Genomic DNA, 14,725 nt, shown 5'->3' with positions numbered 1-14,725 from the left:
CGGGCGGTTTTTCCGAAGACTAGAGCTTGGAGGCAACCAGGCCGGTGAGGTCCACCAGGCGGTTGGAGTAGCCCCACTCGTTGTCGTACCAGGCAACAACCTTGACCTCGTTGCCCATCACGCGGGTCAGGCCTGAGTCGAAGATGCTCGAGGCCGGATCGCCCACGATGTCGGAGGAAACAATCGGATCCTCGGTGTAGGTGAGGATGCCTTCCCAGCGGGGATCCTGTGCAGCCTTGGCGTAGGCGGCGTTGATCTCCTCAACCGTGGCTTCCTTTTCCAGCGTGACCGTCAGGTCGGTGACGGAACCGGTGGGCACGGGGACGCGGATGGCGAAGCCGTCCAGCTTGCCCTTCAGCTCCGGGAGCACCAGGCCGATGGCCTTGGCGGCACCGGTGGAGGTGGGCACCATGTTCAGGGCTGCGGCGCGGGCGCGGCGCAGGTCCTTGTGCGGGCCGTCCTGCAGGTTCTGGTCTGCGGTGTAGGCGTGCACGGTGGTCATCAGGCCCTTTTCGATGCCGAAGGCGTCATTCAGGACCTTGGCCAGCGGGCCCAAGCAGTTGGTGGTGCAGGACGCGTTGGAGATGATGTCGTGCTTCTCGGCGTCGTAGTCGCCGTCGTTCACGCCCATGACCACGGTGAATGCGTCGCCCTTGGCCGGTGCGGAGACCAGGACCTTCTTGGCGCCGGCGGTGATGTGCTTGCGGGCATCCTCGGCGTTGGTGAAGAAGCCGGTGGATTCAATCACGATGTCCACGTTCAGGTCAGCCCACGGCAGGTTGGCGGGATCCCGCTCTGCAAACACCTTGACGGTGTGCTCACCGATGATGAGGTTGCCGTCTTCCACGGTGACCTTCTCCGCCAGGCGTCCGGCAACGGAGTCGTATTTGAGCAGGTGGGCCAGCTGCGCGGGATCGGCGAGGTCGTTGATGGCAACTACCTCAAAGCCTTCACCGTGCTGCAGGGCCGCCCGCAGGTAATTGCGGCCAATCCGACCAAAACCATTGATTCCGACGCGTACCGTCACTGCGGCCTCCTAGAAGCTAGAGTAAATTTAGAGACTAAATTTAATGTCTTCTACAATTATGCTGTTATTGCCGCCACACGTCAAAGGCCACTTCCATGGACGCCTCCGCAAACACCCCGCAGCTGCTGCGCCGAACCAATCTGCGCGCCGTGCTCGAAGTGCTGCGCTCCGTCCCGTCCGTCACCGGCACGGACCTGATCAATGCCACCGGACTGACCCGCGCAACGGTCATTGCGGTCTGCGATGACCTGATTGCCCGCGGCTGGGCCCGCGAAACCCCCTCCCTGCGCACTGACCGGCAAAAGGGGCGGCCCGCCCGGCGGTTTGAGTTCAACGAAAGTGCCGGGTACGTCCTCGGTCTCGACGTCGGCATTGCCACTGTCCGTGTGCTGGCCGCCGATCTCTCCGGCGCCGTCGTCGGCGGATCCGAGGCACGGTTCCCGCGCCACGGGGGGCAGCCGGAGCAGCGTCGGGACGTGGTCACGGCCGCCGTCGACGCCGCACTTGCCGACGCCGGGATTGAGGCTTCGGCGGTCCTCTGCACCGGAATGGGGATCGCCGCGCAGGTCACGGGAAACGGCGACCTCGCCCCGGGGCAGGATGTGGCACCCATGTTCGATCTGGGGCTGAGCCGGGAATTCGGCGACACGAGGGGGTGGCCCCTGCTGGTGGAAAACGACGCCAAGCTCGCGGCCCTGGCAGAACGCTGGCGCGGAGTGGGTGCCGGTGAGGAGAACCTTGCCGTGATCCTGGCCGGCGAGCGCCTCGGCAGCGGCATTATTGAGTCCGGCCGGCTGCTGCATGGCGCCTCGGGGGGCACCGGCGGCATGGGTGCCCTGCAGCTGGTGGAGGGCGTGGGCAACGAGGACGGCATAGCCAAGCTGGCCCGGTTGTGGGGCAGCGCCGCCCTCAGGGACGGGCACAACGGCAGAATCCGGGAGCTTGTGGGCCCGGATACCAACCGGGCCTCGGCACGCCTGGTGTTCGAAGCAGCAGCCGCCGGAGATCCGGTGGCCGTGGAGATCCTGAACCGCATCGCGGCCCGCATGGCCCGGGTGCTGGCGCTGGCGTCCTCCTTCTTCGATCCGCGGCTGATTGTCATCGGCGGTGCCGTTGCGGCGTCGGCCACGGCCCTGCTGCCGGCCATGACGCGGGAACTTGCACACTATGTGGCGGAGCCGCCGCGGCTGGCTGTCTCGGACCTGGGCAAAATGCTGGTCCCCACGGGTGCGGTCCGCCTGGCCCTGGATTACGTGGAGACCCACCTGCTGGACCTGGTCCCCGAGCCAAAACGCTAACGAGGGTGCACCGCCGGCGTTGAACCGGAAGGGCGGCTGCTGACAGGAAAGGGCCGGGCGCGTATGCGCCCGGCCCTTTCACCTCCGGTTCCGGTGCGGAGTCCGCTCCGGGGCCGGTTAATGCCCTGCAGGATTATCCGTCGGTTTCGCCGTCTGCGGTGTCCCCGTCGGCGGCGTCGTCCCCATCCCGGGGACCATCGTGCCGTTCATCGTGATGATCCCCGCGTCCGCGGTCCTCCCGTTCGGGCCGGCCTTCACGTCGGTCGCGGTCCTGGCCGTCCTGGTCCTGGCCGTCCTGGTTCGGGTCGTCCTGGTTCTGGCCGTCCTGGTCCTGGCCGCCCTGGTTCGGGCCGTCCTGGTTCTGGCCGTCCTGGTTCTGGCCGTCCTGGCTCTCATCACCTGGACCCTCGCCTTTGTGCCCCGGACCCATATGCTCCCGAGCCTCCCGGCCATCCTGATCCTGACCCTGATCCTGATCCCGGTCCTGGTCCTGCAGCTCCCTGCCGTCCCGGTCTTCGGCGTCCCGGGTGTTTTCCTGTTGCGTCGTGGAACCTGCCTGCTCCAAAGCATCGTCCCCGCCAACGGCGGTACCGGCGAAAAAGCTGCCAACCAGCAGTCCGGCTCCGGCAAGGGCACCGGCGGTCCAGATCACGACCCGCTTGGCCTTGCTACCCAAAGCCATGGGTGTCTTCACCTCCATCAAGTGGTTTGCTGATAATTCAATCCTGACGCCGGATTCTTCGAGATTTCTTAGAAGTTATGCCTAGGAGCCAGGCGCGGACAGCGGCAGCCGGACCCTCAGGGATGTCCCGGCCCCCGGGCTTGATTCGGCCCGGATGGACCCGCCGAACCGGGCCGCGATTTCCGCCGCCAATGCCAGGCCCAGACCGTAATGCCGCTGGGGGCCGGCTCCCTCCGCCGGGTCCACCGGACTGGCTGCGCGGACGGATGAGAACCGCTCGAACAGGCGTCCTTCAAGTTCCGGCGGCAGGCCGGGTCCGTCGTCGGCCACCGTCAGCACCGCCTCCCGGCCGACCGGCTCCACGGTCAGCCGCACCGCCGATCCGGCGTAATCCACCGCGTTAGCCAGCAGGGAGGTCACCAGCCGCTGGAACGCCGCCCGCACACCGCGGACGGCCACCGGACCCTGAGGTGCCCGCACCTCCAGCTGAAGACCGCGCTCCCCCGCCATCGATTCGAAACTATCCGCAACGTCGCGGACGACGGCGGTCAGATCCACGGGTTCCACGGTTTCATTCCTGCGCGGGTCAGCGGAGACCAGCAGGTCCTCCAGGATGCCGGTCAGCACGCCGGCGTCGGAGACGATTTCCGCCAGCCCGTCCTGCAGCCACTTTTCCGGCTCCGGGCCTGTCCCGGCCCCGGCACCTGATCCTCCCCCGCTGTTCCCGCGGTCCAGACGCCGGCGCAGCAACTGTGCGCGGGTGCTAAGCAGGGTCAGCGGGGTACGCAGTTCATGACTCGCATCGGCAACGAAACGCCGCTGCAGCGCCAGCGCCCGCGCGAGAGGCCTGATGGCCGCACGTGCCGCCAGCACGGAGAAGGCCGCAGCGATCACCGCCGCGCCCAGGATGGTTCCCACCAGCACCAGCACCAACCGCTGCAGTTCATTGCGGGATTCGCGGGTATCCACTGCCGCCTGAACCACGTCATTGCCCCGGCGGACGGTGAGCACCTGGTACGTTGCACCGCCCACCGAGACCGTCTCCTCACGGCTTCCGCCGCCGGCGGAAACCTCGGCGAGGGCGTCTTCAACCGGCAGCCCGGCGGGCATGTCACGCGAAACCGCCAGCCTGCCCCGGTCATAAACGGCCAGGAAAACATCAAGCGGAGCGTCCCGGGCATTCGAGAGGTCGACGGCGTTCTCCAGCGTTTCGCGCGCGGCGGCGGTGGATCCCGCGGCAGCGAGCGAATACACCAGCACCCCCACAAGGGAAAGGAGGACCACGATGAAGGCGGTGAATTGAAGGGAAAGCCGGATGGTCGCCCTCTGCAGTTCGGAGCTGTCCCGCCGGCTCATGGGCTCCTGCCCAGCCGGTAGCCCACCCCGCGCACCGTCATCACCACGGGGCGGCCGAGTTTCCGGCGCAGATAATGCACATAGGTGTCCACCACGCCGTCGTCGTCCGCGTCCGGGAACACCAGGTCCTGGAGCTCCATGCGGGGGTAGATCCGGCCCGGATGCCGGGCCAGGACCTCCAGTAGTTCCGCCTCGCGTTCGGACAGCTGGACGGCCTTGCCGGTATCCGCGGACACCGTCCTGGCTTCCGGGTCAAAGGTCCCGCCGGGAACGGGGAGCACCGGAATACGTTCCAGAGTGCGCCGGCGCAGGGCCCGCAGCCGGGCCAGGAGTTCGTCCATGTCGAAGGGTTTGGCCAGATAGTCCTCGGCACCGCGGTCCAGCCCCTCCACCCGGTCCGATGGGTTGCCCAGCGCCGAGAGCACCAGCACGGGGGTCAGCACGCCCCGGCTGCGCAGCCGGGCCATAACGTCGAGGCCCTCGATGGCGGGCAGCCCACGGTCCAGCAGCAGCACGTCGAAGTTCCCGGTGAGTCCCTCATGCAGTGCCCGCTGCCCGTCGTGGGCGAGAGTGACGGCATAGCCTTCGTCTTCCAGGATTTCAGCCAGCATCCCGGCCAGGCGCCGGTCATCCTCCACCACCAGGATCCGGGGTTGGTCCTCCATCCGTGAAGTATAGGACCGCGCGGGCGGGACGCTCCCGGAGGGGAACCGAATCTGAACCCCAAAGGGGAGATTCAGCTCACCGTCATCGCACCTTAGCGCCAGTAGTCATTGGCCGCGGCAATGGTCGCAAATTCGGTGGCCACCACCTGCGAGGCGGCAAGCAGGTCTTCCGGATTGTTCGCGTACGTAGTGCGGATAATCTCCTGGACGTGTTCATCCGGCTGCATGGCAAAGGACGTCTGCAGCGCCAGGCTGATCGCCAGCCGGCGGCCGTCCTCAGGAGTGGTGCATTTCAGGGAATTGTTGGGAACAAGCTCCATGATGTCCGTCCTATCGACTGCGTCGCGGGCCGGCGCCCGTGCGGGTCGCCAGTTTCATTGTGGGCAGGGCATATTCCCGGCACAACCCCTGCACGTTTCCCTGCGGGAGGGGCACCGGCTCAGTCCCGGCGGCTGCGGGACCGCTCGTAGTTAAGCGCGTGGATGCCCAGCAGGGCGAGGGCGCCTGCCAGGCCGAACGGCAGCAGGTTGGGACCCATCATCTGGAAGTTGACCATCACCATGCTCTTGCGTGTCATGACCTGCGTGTTGACACCGTACAGAGAGTCCATCTGGAGGCTGCCGAAAAACCAGAGCAGCCCAACGCCAAGCATCAGCGCCACCACCGCCCAGGCCCCACAGAGATAAGGGTTGACCCGCCGCGAGTCCGGGGCGCCGGCCGGCAGAAAACCAGGGCTTTCCTCCCCGCTGCCGCGCGGATCCTCTTCCCTGAAGATTTCCCCGGAGACCCGGCCGACCCCGGCCGCTGCCGGCATTGGCCCGGTGCTGTGCCGCCGCAGCCCGCGCGCACCGGCATCCGCTGCAGTACCGCCGTCGTCGTCAGCCCACGTCCCGGCTTCGGCGCTGCCGGCCTGCCCCGCCGCCCAGCCGCCGCTGCCGCCCGCCTCGGGACGGGCGTAGAGCCGGTAATCCGCTGCGTGTGTGTCTCGTCGCTTCCCCATGTCCGGAGCCTACTGGAGACCTGGCGTCTGGTCATCCGCCCCGCCGGGAATACCGCGCAGGCGCAGGTTCCGAGACAAGACCCGAATTTCACTAGACACCTGTCCAGTGAAATGGCATGATGTGGATCACATTCATGGACCACACCGCCGTGGTCGGAGCAAAAGGGGTACCCGTGCAACTGCAGGACAAAATCGCCGTCATCACCGGAGCCGGCTCGGGCATGGGGCTCGCGGCAGTGCGGACCTTCGTAGCCGAAGGCGCCACCGTCTACGCCCTCGACATATCCCAGGCCGCCCTGGACCGCGAACTGGCAGACCTGCCCGGGGCCACGGGCATTGCCGTTGACATTGCCGATTCCGCTGCCGTCAACGCCGCGTTCAAACGCGTTGCCGATGAACACGGCCGGCTGGACGTACTGATCAACGCCGCCGGCGTGAACACCCCCCATCGGCTGGCGACGGAATGGCTGGACGGCATCAACCACAGGATGCTGGACGCCATGAAGGCGGGCGAGCCGTTCACCCCCGAATTCATCACCGAAATCCCGGACGAGGACTTTGACCGGGTCATGCGCATCAATGTGTACGGCACGTTCTACTGCCTGCGCGCAGCCGTGCCCCTGCTGAAGGCAGCCGGCGGCGGCGCCGTCGTCAACTTCGCTTCCGTGGCCGGCCTGGTGGGCCTGCCCATGCCCACCTACTACCCCGCGTCCAAGGCCGCCGTCGTCGGCATGACGCGCACCACCGCCGGTGAACTGGCACCGTTCGGGATCCGGGTCAATGCCCTGGCCCCCGCCGGAATCAACACACAGCTGATGACCCAGTCCGGTGAGGACCATGTCCAGGCCCTGCTGGCACTGCAGCCGCTCAAACGTCTGGCCGAACCGGAGGAGATCGCCGGAACCTTGGTCTTCCTGGCCTCCGACGCGGGCGCCCACTACACCGGCCAGGTGCTCTCGCCCTCGGGCGGGGCCCTGATGTCCTGACCCGCCCTCTCCCCGCAGTTCACCGGCGTTTCCCGCCGCAGCGCCCACCCCCGAAAGGCACCATGATCACCAATGTTGAGGGCCTAAACCCCGCAGCCCTGCAAACCCTCGAAGACACCATCGCAACGGATATTGACCGCCGCAGCTACGACGGAGCCAACATCATCGTCGCCCGGAACGGCCGGATCGGACTGCAGGGCAGCTACGGGTTCGCCGACCGGGCCGCCGGCCGGCGCACGGACCGCGGGGATGTTTACCGGATCCTGTCCATGTCCAAGGCCTTCACCAACACCCTGGCCTACCGTGCCCTGGGCGAAGGGAAACTCGCGCTGTCCACCCGCGTAGTGGACCTGATTCCGGAGTTCTTCGGCACCGACCGGTTCCGGGCCGTGCGCAAGGACAAGATCAATCTGGGCCACCTGCTCACGCACCGCTCCGGAATGCCCGCCACCCCCGATCCCGGGCTGCCCGCGGACCGGTTCGGTGTACTGGCTGACGTGATCGAGGCCCTGGGCGGCGTGGACGTAGTGAACGAGCCGGGCAGCAACCTCAACTACGCACCCTCCATCAACCACGCACTGATCGGCGAAATGGTCCGGCGCGCCTATGGCTACGACCATTTCCGGGACCTGGCCCGGGATCTGGTCTTCACTCCGCTGGGCATGGGCGACACAGCCTTCGGGCTGCCCGCCGACCGCGCCGAACGGGCTGTTCCGCTGAAGGTCTATGTTCCCGAAGACGGTTGGCTCTCACCCGAGGACATTGAGTGCCTGAACACCTACATCACCGAAGACGCTGAAATGCCCTGGGTGGGGGCGACCTCCACCGTTGACGATGTGTTCCGCTTCGCCGAAATGTTCCGCAACCAGGGCCGGGCCGATGGGGTCCAGTTGGTGGCCCCGGCGGTGGTGGATGCAGCCACCACCCTGCAGACCGGGGACATGCCCAATGACCTGTATTCGGGGATCGCCGCCATGCGCGGCTGGGAAGCGCCCAACGGCAACTTCGGCCTGGGCTTCTCCCTCTCCGGCACCGGCACCGCGCCCACGTTCTTCGGTCCGTTCACCAGCCCGCGCACGTTCGGCAACTACGGTGCCGGGTCCACGCTGTTCTGGGTGGACCCCGTCCGGGACCTGACCTTCGTGTTCCTCTCCTCCGGCGTCATGGACGAGGGCGAGAACGTAGCCCGGTTCCAGAAGCTCTCCACCCTCGCCGTCGCCGCAGCACTCTAAACCCCCTTTCAAGGACGCCCCATGACCGCCACCAGCTCCGCCCCCGCCAAATGCCCCGTGGCCCACGGCTTCGATGCCATGGGCGATGCCTACTACCGCGACCCTGCCGCGCACTTCGCCGAAGTGCGCGACGCCACGCCTACCTTCTTTTACCCGCACCTGAATGCCTGGATTGTCACCCGACGCGAAGACGCACTGACCGTGCTCTCGGACTGGCAGAAATTCTCCTCCGCCTCCAACGGCGGCCTGATCGAGGTGCCCGAGGAATACCGGTCCACCATTCCAGCGGAACTGATGTCCCGCATCCTGGTCGGGTCCGATCCGCCCGGGCACACCACGGCGCGCGGCGTGGCCCAGCTCGGCTTCCTGCAGGAACGGATGGACGCCCTGCAGCCGGAAATCGAAGCCCGGGCACACCGCATCATTGACCGGTTCGAGAACAACGGTGCCGGCAACCTGCTGGAGGACTACTGCCTGGAGCTGACCACCCAGACGCTCATGGCGCTGATGGACCTGGACTACGAATACGACCCGATGATGCGCCAGCTGCGCGACGATTTCTTCCAGATCCTGGCCTCCGCGCAGGAGCCCTTCCCGGAGCCCCGGCGCTCCGAGGTATGGAAGCGCTACACCGAGGCCAACCTGGTACTGCGCGGCATCATTGAATCCCGGCGCACCTCAAAGGCGGAGGACCTGATTTCCGTGATGGCCTCGGCCCGCGACGAGAAGGGAAACTATGCCCTCGGTGCGGACCAGATTGCCATCCACCTGACCGAGTTCGCCGCAGCGGGCACCGATACCACCGCCCAGGCCATGGCCAACGCCGTGCTGTTCCTGGACGGCAGCCCCGAGGCCCGCAGTGACGCGCTGGCCGAACCGGAACTCTGGCCGCGGGTCTTCGAGGAAACCGTCCGGCGCCGACCCTCCTCCACCTTCGCGTCCCGGCGCGCGAACATCGACATTGAACTCGGCGGGGCGCAGATCAGGGCCGGGGACATGGTCTGGCTTGCGCTGGCGGCAGTGAACACCGATCCCGACTACGTGGAGCACCCCTTCACCTTCGACATCCACCGCACCGACCCCGCCGACCACCTGGGCTTTTCCACCGGGCGGCACAAGTGCCTGGGCAATCCGCTGGCGCGGGTGCAGGGTGCTGCCGGGCTGAAGGTCCTCTACGAACGGCTGCCGTCCCTGCGCCCGGATGACGCCGAGGCGCTGGACTTCGTCCGGTTCGCGCTGCTGCCCGCCCGCCGCTCGCTGAACGTACACTGGGACGTCGCCGACGTCGCCCGTTCCAAGGAACGCGCCGTGCGCACCTTGAACCTGCGGGTGCTGCAGCGCCGCGAGGAGTCCGACGGCGTGGTCTCACTGCTCCTGGGCCACCCCGACGGCGGGGAGCTGCCCCGCTGGAAGGCAGGGGCGCACATTGACCTGCACCTCCCCGGGGAACCGGAGCAGGTGGTGCGCCAGTACTCGCTGTGTTCGGATCCGGAGGACACCACCGCCTACCGGGTAGGGGTGCTGCGTGCCGACGCCGGCCGCGGCGGCTCGCTGGCGGTGCACCGGACCCTGCGCGAGGGTGCAGCAGTCACCGTGTCCTGGCCGCGGAACAACTTCCGCTTCACCGCCGCCCGGAAGTACCTGTTTATTGCCGGCGGTATCGGCGTCACACCCATCCTCGCCATGATCCGCGAAGCTGAACGGGCGGGCGCGGACTGGGAGCTGGTCTACGGCGGAAGGACCCGCAGTTCCATGGCCTTCCTGGATGAGCTGGCACCCTACGCGGAGCGGGTGACCCTGGTGCCCCAGGACACCCACGGGCTGATGGACCTGCCGAACCTGCTGCGCGAGCCGCGGGAGGACACCCTGATCTACTGCTGCGGTCCCGAACCGGTGCTCCGTGCCGTGGAAACCCTGTCCGCGCACTGGCCCAAGGGCTCCCTGCGCCTGGAGCGCTTCGCCGCCAAGGAAGTGGAGATCACCGGACCGGAACACGGTTTCGAGGTGGAATTCGCGGCATCCGGAGTCAGCGTGCAGGTGGGCACCGGCGAGAGCATTCTTGACGCTGCGGAGCGTGCCGGGCTGCCGGTCATCTCCTCCTGCAAAACCGGCACCTGCGGCACCTGCGAAACGCGGCTGCTCTCCGGGCGGGCCGAACACCGGGACTCGATCCTCACCGCCGACGAGCAGGACGCCAATGAAACGCTGATGATCTGCGTTTCCCGGGCCGAGCGCGGCTGCCCGCGGCTGGTCCTGGACCGGTAGGCACCCGGCGCCAGCGTGCCGGCGGACCAGCCGGCACGCTAGCGCGGTTCGAACAGGGTCAGCAGCTGCCGGGCCAGGGCGTCCAGTACCAGCTCATGCCGGTCCTGGTGGCCCCGGACATAAAGGAAGTAGAAGTTGCGGTCCAGGCTCATCATGAAGGTGACCAGGTGGGTCTGGCGTTCCTCGCGCTCCTGTTCCGAGGCGCAGGTGGAATACAGCCGCTGCATGGAACCGCTGACCCGGCGCAGCATCCCCAGCCACTCATCCGCCACCGCCGTGTCCGCGGCCATCGCCTGCTCCATGGCGGCGAACTCAATGGAGTAGGTATCCCACAGCTCCCGGATCTCGACCAGCCAGGCGCGCAGGACGGTGAAGTCGTAGCCGGGCAGCGCGTCCAGCCGCCGGTACCCGGCAGCAATTTCATCTTCGATGTCGCGCATTTTCGCCATGACCAGTTCGGGCTTGTTGCGGAAATGCAGGTACAGGTTGGCGCGGCTGCCCCCGGCAGCCGCGGCAATCTGGTTCATGCTGGTGGCCGAAAACCCGTTATCCAGGAACAGGCGCATGGCGGTGTCAATAAAGCGCTGCCGTGTCTCGCTGCGCTGCTGCTCGCGAAGATTCATTGCCGGACCGCCGCGCGGCAGGAGGCGCTGCCCGCGGCGGCGGAAAGCGAAGGGGCGGCAGTGCAGATGTCCATACCCTGACCTTATCCGCAGCCGCGCGCCACCTACGTCCCCGTCCGCCGCTTCACCGCTGCCTCCACGGCCGAGACTGCTGCGTAGAGCAGGATCGAGGCCAGGGTCACCACCACGACGCCGGCCCACACCTGGTCATACCGGGCCCGGGACACGGCGGAGACAATTCCGTAGCCGATGCCCTGCCCGGTGGCCAGCCATTCGGCCAGCAGCGCGCCGGTGAGTGCCCCGGGGATGGAGACCCGCATCGCGGTGAACAGCGCCGGTGCCGCAGAGGGCATGGCCACCTTGCGGAAGGCGTCCAGCCGGCTGCCGCCGTAAACCTGCACCACCTCCAGCATGGCCGGCGAGGCCGAGCGCAGCCCGAAAACGATGGTTACCAGGGCCGGAAAAAACACGACAATCCCGCCCATGGCCGCCACTGCCGCTTCCTGGCGTCCAAAGACCAGGATGATCATCGGGGCCAGGGCCACCAGCGGCACGGACCGCAGCAGCATCGCCACCGGCATCAGGGCATGTTCCACGCCCCTAAAGAGGGTGAAGAGACAGGCCGCGGCGAGCGCGGCCGCCATGCCGGCGGAGAACCCCATGCCGGCGTCGAGCAGGGTCTGCCCCAGCTGTCCCAGCACCAGGTCGCGGTGGGCGGCGGCCTCCGGGTCCCGTACCAGGTAACTCCACACGTCCAGGGGGCCCTTGCCAATGTAGGAGGAGACGTTAAAGACCTGAAGCAGGCCCACCCACAGCACCCCGACGACGGCCAGGGAGAGTGCCAGCCCGAGCAGCGTCCGCGCGGCGGACTGCAGTGCCGCCCCCATCAGAGGCTCCCCGCCCGGACGCCGGATGCCCAGGGCGCGGCGATCCGGGACACCAGTCCCAGCACCGCGTAAGCCGCACCCGCCAGGAGGGCGCAGGCAAACGCCACACCCCACACCCGGGCCACTTCCAGTGTCTGCTGGGCGTTGACCATGGCCGGGCCGAGGCCGCGGTCCACCCCACCCACGTATTCACCCAGGATCGCGCCCAGCAGGGCTGCCGGAGCGGCGATCTTCAGCGCCGCCAGGACGGCCGGCAGCGCGGCAATCAGCCGCACCTTGACCAGCTGGTGGATCCGCCGTCCCCCGAACACCGTCACAATGTCCAGGCAGGCCCGGTCGGCAGCCTTCAGCCCGGCCAGGGCGCTGACCATGGTGGTGAAGAAAACGGACAGCGCGGCCAGGGCGACGGCGGTGCCCGAAGATTCCCCGGAACGCGGCGGCCCCAGCACAATAAAGATGACCGGACCCACCGCCACTACCGGCAGGCAGTAGGTAATCACCGCCAGCTGGGTGGCAAGGCGTTCCAGGCCCGGCAGCAGCAGCACCACAAACGCCAGGATCAGGGCCAGGGCATTACCCCAGGCATATCCGGCTCCGGCTTCCGCCAGCGTCACGGCGGCATTGCGCCAGTAAAAGCCGGCGCCGTCCGCCCCCATCTGGCTGAGCACCTGCCACGGGGTGGGGATGGCTCCGGGCCCGCCGCCGGGCGGTGCACCGATTCCGCGCAGGAACGTGGCGGCGCCGATCCACCACAGGGCCAGCACCGCCGCCGTGCCCGCTGCTCCTACGGCCCAGGGCGGCACCCTGCGCCCGTTCACCGTGCCTCCAGCCCGGCTGGTGCGGCAGCCTGGCGCGGACTCTCCGGCCCGGCGAACAGCAGTTCGGATGCGTGGTCATGCAGGGCGTGGAACTCGGGGCTGCGCATCATGTCCGGGGTGCGAGGGCGGGGCAGGTCCACGGTAATGACTTCCTTGATCCGGCCGGGCCGCGGGCTCATCACCGCCACGGTGTCGGAAAGAAAGATCGCCTCGGAAATCCCGTGCGTGACCATCAGCGTGGTGGCCGGTTTCTCTGTCCAGATCCGCAGCAGCTCCAGGTTCAGGCGCTGCCGGGTCATGTCATCCAGTGCCCCAAACGGCTCGTCCAGCAGCAGCACCGAGGGTTTGAGCACCAGTGCCCGCGCAATGGACACACGCTGGCGCATGCCGCCGGAGAGCTGCGCCGGACGGGCCTTTTCGAAGCCCTCCAGCCCCACCAGCGCAATGAGTTCGCGGATGTATGCATCATCGGCGGGCAGTCCGGATACCTCCAGCGGCAGCCGGATGTTCGCGTAGACACTGCGCCAGGGCAGCAGGGCCGAGTCCTGGAAGGCAATGCCCAGTTCATGGCCGCGGCGCAGGTCCTGCGGGGTCTTCCCATCCACCAGCACGTCTCCGGTTGTGGGGTTCTCCAACCCGGCCAGGATGCGCAGCACCGTGGACTTACCGCACCCCGAGGGGCCCAGCAGGGACAGGAAGGAGCCGCGGTCAGTACTCAGGTTGGCCGCTTCCAGGGCCACTACCGGGCTGCGGCCGGCAGCGTAGGTTTTGCCGAGGTTCTGCAGGCTGATCCCGCTTCCGGTGCGCGGCATCTATTTCAGCTCCGGGTTTTCCTCGTAGACCTCCGCCAGCAGGCTCATGTCAAAAACGTCTTCCTCGCCCAGGTCATATCCGGCCAGCTTCAGGATGGACAGGTTCTCCTGAATCAGCTCATCGCTGACCGTGAAAAGCCCGTTGGCGTCCGTCTCCGCGGAGACCACCAGCTTGGTGTTCTGTTCCTCCGCCTGGCGGATTTCCTTGGCCATGTCCAGGTTCAGGTCCGAGCCGTAAACCTCCACGGCCAGCCGGGCGGATTCCTCGGGATCCGCCACTGCGTCCTGCCAGCCCCGCAGGGTGGCCCGCAGGAAGGCCTTCAGTTCTTCGCGGCGGGTCTCAATGGCCTCATCGGTGGTGACAAAGCTCTCGGCAATAAACGGCAGTCCGTTATCGGCGAACGGCAGCACCGCGGTGGCATGCCCGGCCTGCTCCAGGGTCAGCACCTCATTGGTCAGGTAACCGAAGAAACCGTCCACGTCACCGTTGACCAGCGGCTGCGGATCGTATTGCACCGGAACCTTCTCCACGGACCCCGGATCAATGCCGTTGACCTCCAGCAGCGCGTCGAAGAGTGTTTCGTTCACGCCGGCCTGTACACCGATCCGCTGGCCGGCCAGCTCCGCGGGCGTGGTGATGCGATTACCGTCCAGGGAAATGATGACGAACGGGTTCTTTTGATAGGTGGTGCCGATGATCTTCAGCGGCGCGTCTTCCTCCGCGATGACCGGTGCAACCCCCATGGGGCTGGAGGTGCCTACCAGTGCGCCGCCGGAGAGGACCATGGTCTCGGTGGAGGTGCCGCCCGGGCCGCCCGCAATCAGGTTGACGTCGGAGAACCCGGCTTCCTTGTAGTAGCCGGAGGCATCCGCAAAATACTCGCCGGCAAACTCCGCGTTTTTGATCCAGGACAGGTTCAGGTCCAGGGTGCCGTAGTCAGCGGTGCCGCCGCCGGTGTCAGCCTCGGTGGATCCTCCGCACGCTGTGACCAGCAGGACCCCGGAAAGAGCCAGGGTTCCCGCGAGGATCCGTGCCGACGTCGAACGTGCCCTGAGGCGGGTGCTAAGGCTCAT

15 protein-coding genes are annotated in these 14,725 nt (G+C 67.3%); 4 read left to right on the top strand and 11 right to left on the bottom strand.

The genetic code is table 11. The annotated features are described in order from the left end of the window. Positions 1–19 precede the first annotated feature (19 nt). The gene (gene gap / locus QWJ37_RS01465; protein ID WP_227903036.1) at positions 20–1,027 is read right to left on the bottom strand and encodes a type I glyceraldehyde-3-phosphate dehydrogenase; all 1,008 of its coding nucleotides are present in this window, start codon (positions 1,025–1,027) and stop codon (positions 20–22) included. A gap of 95 nt (positions 1,028–1,122) precedes the next feature. Here gap and QWJ37_RS01460 point away from each other — a divergent pair, with 95 nt between their 5' ends. After that, positions 1,123–2,325, top strand: a complete 1,203-nt coding sequence (locus tag QWJ37_RS01460; protein ID WP_290243537.1) for an ROK family protein — start codon at positions 1,123–1,125, stop codon at positions 2,323–2,325. 133 nt (positions 2,326–2,458) lie between these two features. Here the strand turns inward: QWJ37_RS01460 and QWJ37_RS01455 are convergent, their stop codons facing one another. The 5 genes from QWJ37_RS01455 to QWJ37_RS01435 all read right to left on the bottom strand — a co-directional run bounded on the left by QWJ37_RS01455 (position 2,459) and on the right by QWJ37_RS01435 (position 6,028). After that, a complete protein-coding gene (locus QWJ37_RS01455) occupies positions 2,459–3,007 on the bottom strand; it encodes a hypothetical protein (RefSeq protein ID WP_290243535.1) in 549 nt (182 codons plus the stop codon). Positions 3,008–3,088: 81 nt separating this feature from the next. After that, positions 3,089–4,363, bottom strand: coding sequence for a HAMP domain-containing sensor histidine kinase (locus QWJ37_RS01450; protein WP_290243533.1), 1,275 nt, complete (start codon positions 4,361–4,363; stop codon positions 3,089–3,091). Beyond that, on the bottom strand, positions 4,360–5,028 hold the full coding sequence (locus QWJ37_RS01445; RefSeq protein WP_290243531.1) for a response regulator transcription factor: 669 nt from the start codon (positions 5,026–5,028) through the stop codon (positions 4,360–4,362). Before QWJ37_RS01445 ends, QWJ37_RS01450 begins: the two co-directional genes overlap by 4 nt. A 92-nt stretch (positions 5,029–5,120) precedes the next feature. Continuing rightward, entirely contained in the window at positions 5,121–5,348 is a 228-nt protein-coding gene (locus QWJ37_RS01440) for a hexameric tyrosine-coordinated heme protein (RefSeq protein ID WP_227903041.1), read from the bottom strand. 119 nt (positions 5,349–5,467) lie between these two features. Next, positions 5,468–6,028: a hypothetical protein gene (locus QWJ37_RS01435; RefSeq protein WP_290243529.1), complete on the bottom strand. Its 561-nt coding sequence runs from the start codon at positions 6,026–6,028 to the stop codon at positions 5,468–5,470. A gap of 119 nt (positions 6,029–6,147) precedes the next feature. Between QWJ37_RS01435 and QWJ37_RS01430 the strand changes: the two genes are divergently transcribed. The 3 genes from QWJ37_RS01430 (at position 6,148) to QWJ37_RS01420 (ending at position 10,511) form a co-directional block, all read left to right on the top strand. Next, positions 6,148–7,014 carry an SDR family oxidoreductase gene (locus QWJ37_RS01430; RefSeq protein ID WP_290243527.1) on the top strand — a complete coding sequence of 289 codons (867 nt, stop codon included), beginning with the start codon at positions 6,148–6,150 and terminating at the stop codon, positions 7,012–7,014. 62 nt (positions 7,015–7,076) lie between these two features. Then, a complete protein-coding gene (locus QWJ37_RS01425; RefSeq protein WP_290243524.1) occupies positions 7,077–8,246 on the top strand; it encodes a serine hydrolase domain-containing protein in 1,170 nt (389 codons plus the stop codon). Positions 8,247–8,267: 21 nt separating this feature from the next. Next, positions 8,268–10,511 carry a cytochrome P450 gene (locus tag QWJ37_RS01420; RefSeq protein WP_290243523.1) on the top strand — a complete coding sequence of 748 codons (2,244 nt, stop codon included), beginning with the start codon at positions 8,268–8,270 and terminating at the stop codon, positions 10,509–10,511. A 38-nt stretch (positions 10,512–10,549) separates the two neighbouring features. On the opposite strand, the gene QWJ37_RS01415 is transcribed toward QWJ37_RS01420, so the two are convergent. The 5 genes from QWJ37_RS01415 to QWJ37_RS01395 all read right to left on the bottom strand — a co-directional run bounded on the left by QWJ37_RS01415 (position 10,550) and on the right by QWJ37_RS01395 (position 14,725). After that, positions 10,550–11,134 carry a TetR family transcriptional regulator gene (locus QWJ37_RS01415; RefSeq protein ID WP_244802801.1) on the bottom strand — a complete coding sequence of 195 codons (585 nt, stop codon included), beginning with the start codon at positions 11,132–11,134 and terminating at the stop codon, positions 10,550–10,552. Positions 11,135–11,238: 104 nt separating this feature from the next. After that, positions 11,239–12,021 (bottom strand): ABC transporter permease subunit, encoded by a 783-nt coding sequence (locus tag QWJ37_RS01410; RefSeq protein ID WP_290243520.1) that lies wholly within the window; start codon positions 12,019–12,021, stop codon positions 11,239–11,241. After that, positions 12,021–12,839, bottom strand: a complete 819-nt coding sequence (locus QWJ37_RS01405) for an ABC transporter permease subunit (RefSeq protein WP_227903061.1) — start codon at positions 12,837–12,839, stop codon at positions 12,021–12,023. The genes QWJ37_RS01410 and QWJ37_RS01405 overlap by 1 nt, the downstream gene beginning before the upstream one ends. Beyond that, a complete protein-coding gene (locus QWJ37_RS01400; protein WP_290243517.1) occupies positions 12,836–13,651 on the bottom strand; it encodes an ABC transporter ATP-binding protein in 816 nt (271 codons plus the stop codon). Before QWJ37_RS01400 ends, QWJ37_RS01405 begins: the two co-directional genes overlap by 4 nt. After that, a complete protein-coding gene (locus QWJ37_RS01395; RefSeq protein ID WP_290243515.1) occupies positions 13,652–14,725 on the bottom strand; it encodes an ABC transporter substrate-binding protein in 1,074 nt (357 codons plus the stop codon).

Source organism: Arthrobacter sp. YD2, assembly GCF_030410475.1.
Classification (GTDB): Bacteria; Actinomycetota; Actinomycetes; order Actinomycetales; family Micrococcaceae; genus Arthrobacter_B; species Arthrobacter_B zhangbolii.
This window is presented reverse-complemented; position numbering and strand designations above follow the sequence as displayed.

Coding starts and splice junctions, on each gene's coding strand:
- QWJ37_RS01460 (WP_290243537.1), top strand. CDS start 1,123: ATGGACGCCTCCGCAAACACCCCGCAGCTGCTGCGCCGAACCAATCTG.
- QWJ37_RS01455 (WP_290243535.1), bottom strand. CDS start 3,007: ATGGCTTTGGGTAGCAAGGCCAAGCGGGTCGTGATCTGGACCGCCGGT.
- QWJ37_RS01450 (WP_290243533.1), bottom strand. CDS start 4,363: ATGAGCCGGCGGGACAGCTCCGAACTGCAGAGGGCGACCATCCGGCTT.
- QWJ37_RS01445 (WP_290243531.1), bottom strand. CDS start 5,028: ATGGAGGACCAACCCCGGATCCTGGTGGTGGAGGATGACCGGCGCCTG.
- QWJ37_RS01440 (WP_227903041.1), bottom strand. CDS start 5,348: ATGGAGCTTGTTCCCAACAATTCCCTGAAATGCACCACTCCTGAGGAC.
- QWJ37_RS01435 (WP_290243529.1), bottom strand. CDS start 6,028: ATGGGGAAGCGACGAGACACACACGCAGCGGATTACCGGCTCTACGCC.
- QWJ37_RS01430 (WP_290243527.1), top strand. CDS start 6,148: ATGTGGATCACATTCATGGACCACACCGCCGTGGTCGGAGCAAAAGGG.
- QWJ37_RS01425 (WP_290243524.1), top strand. CDS start 7,077: ATGATCACCAATGTTGAGGGCCTAAACCCCGCAGCCCTGCAAACCCTC.
- QWJ37_RS01420 (WP_290243523.1), top strand. CDS start 8,268: ATGACCGCCACCAGCTCCGCCCCCGCCAAATGCCCCGTGGCCCACGGC.
- QWJ37_RS01415 (WP_244802801.1), bottom strand. CDS start 11,134: ATGAATCTTCGCGAGCAGCAGCGCAGCGAGACACGGCAGCGCTTTATT.
- QWJ37_RS01410 (WP_290243520.1), bottom strand. CDS start 12,021: ATGGGGGCGGCACTGCAGTCCGCCGCGCGGACGCTGCTCGGGCTGGCA.
- QWJ37_RS01400 (WP_290243517.1), bottom strand. CDS start 13,651: ATGCCGCGCACCGGAAGCGGGATCAGCCTGCAGAACCTCGGCAAAACC.
- QWJ37_RS01395 (WP_290243515.1), bottom strand. CDS start 14,725: ATGAGCCTTAGCACCCGCCTCAGGGCACGTTCGACGTCGGCACGGATC.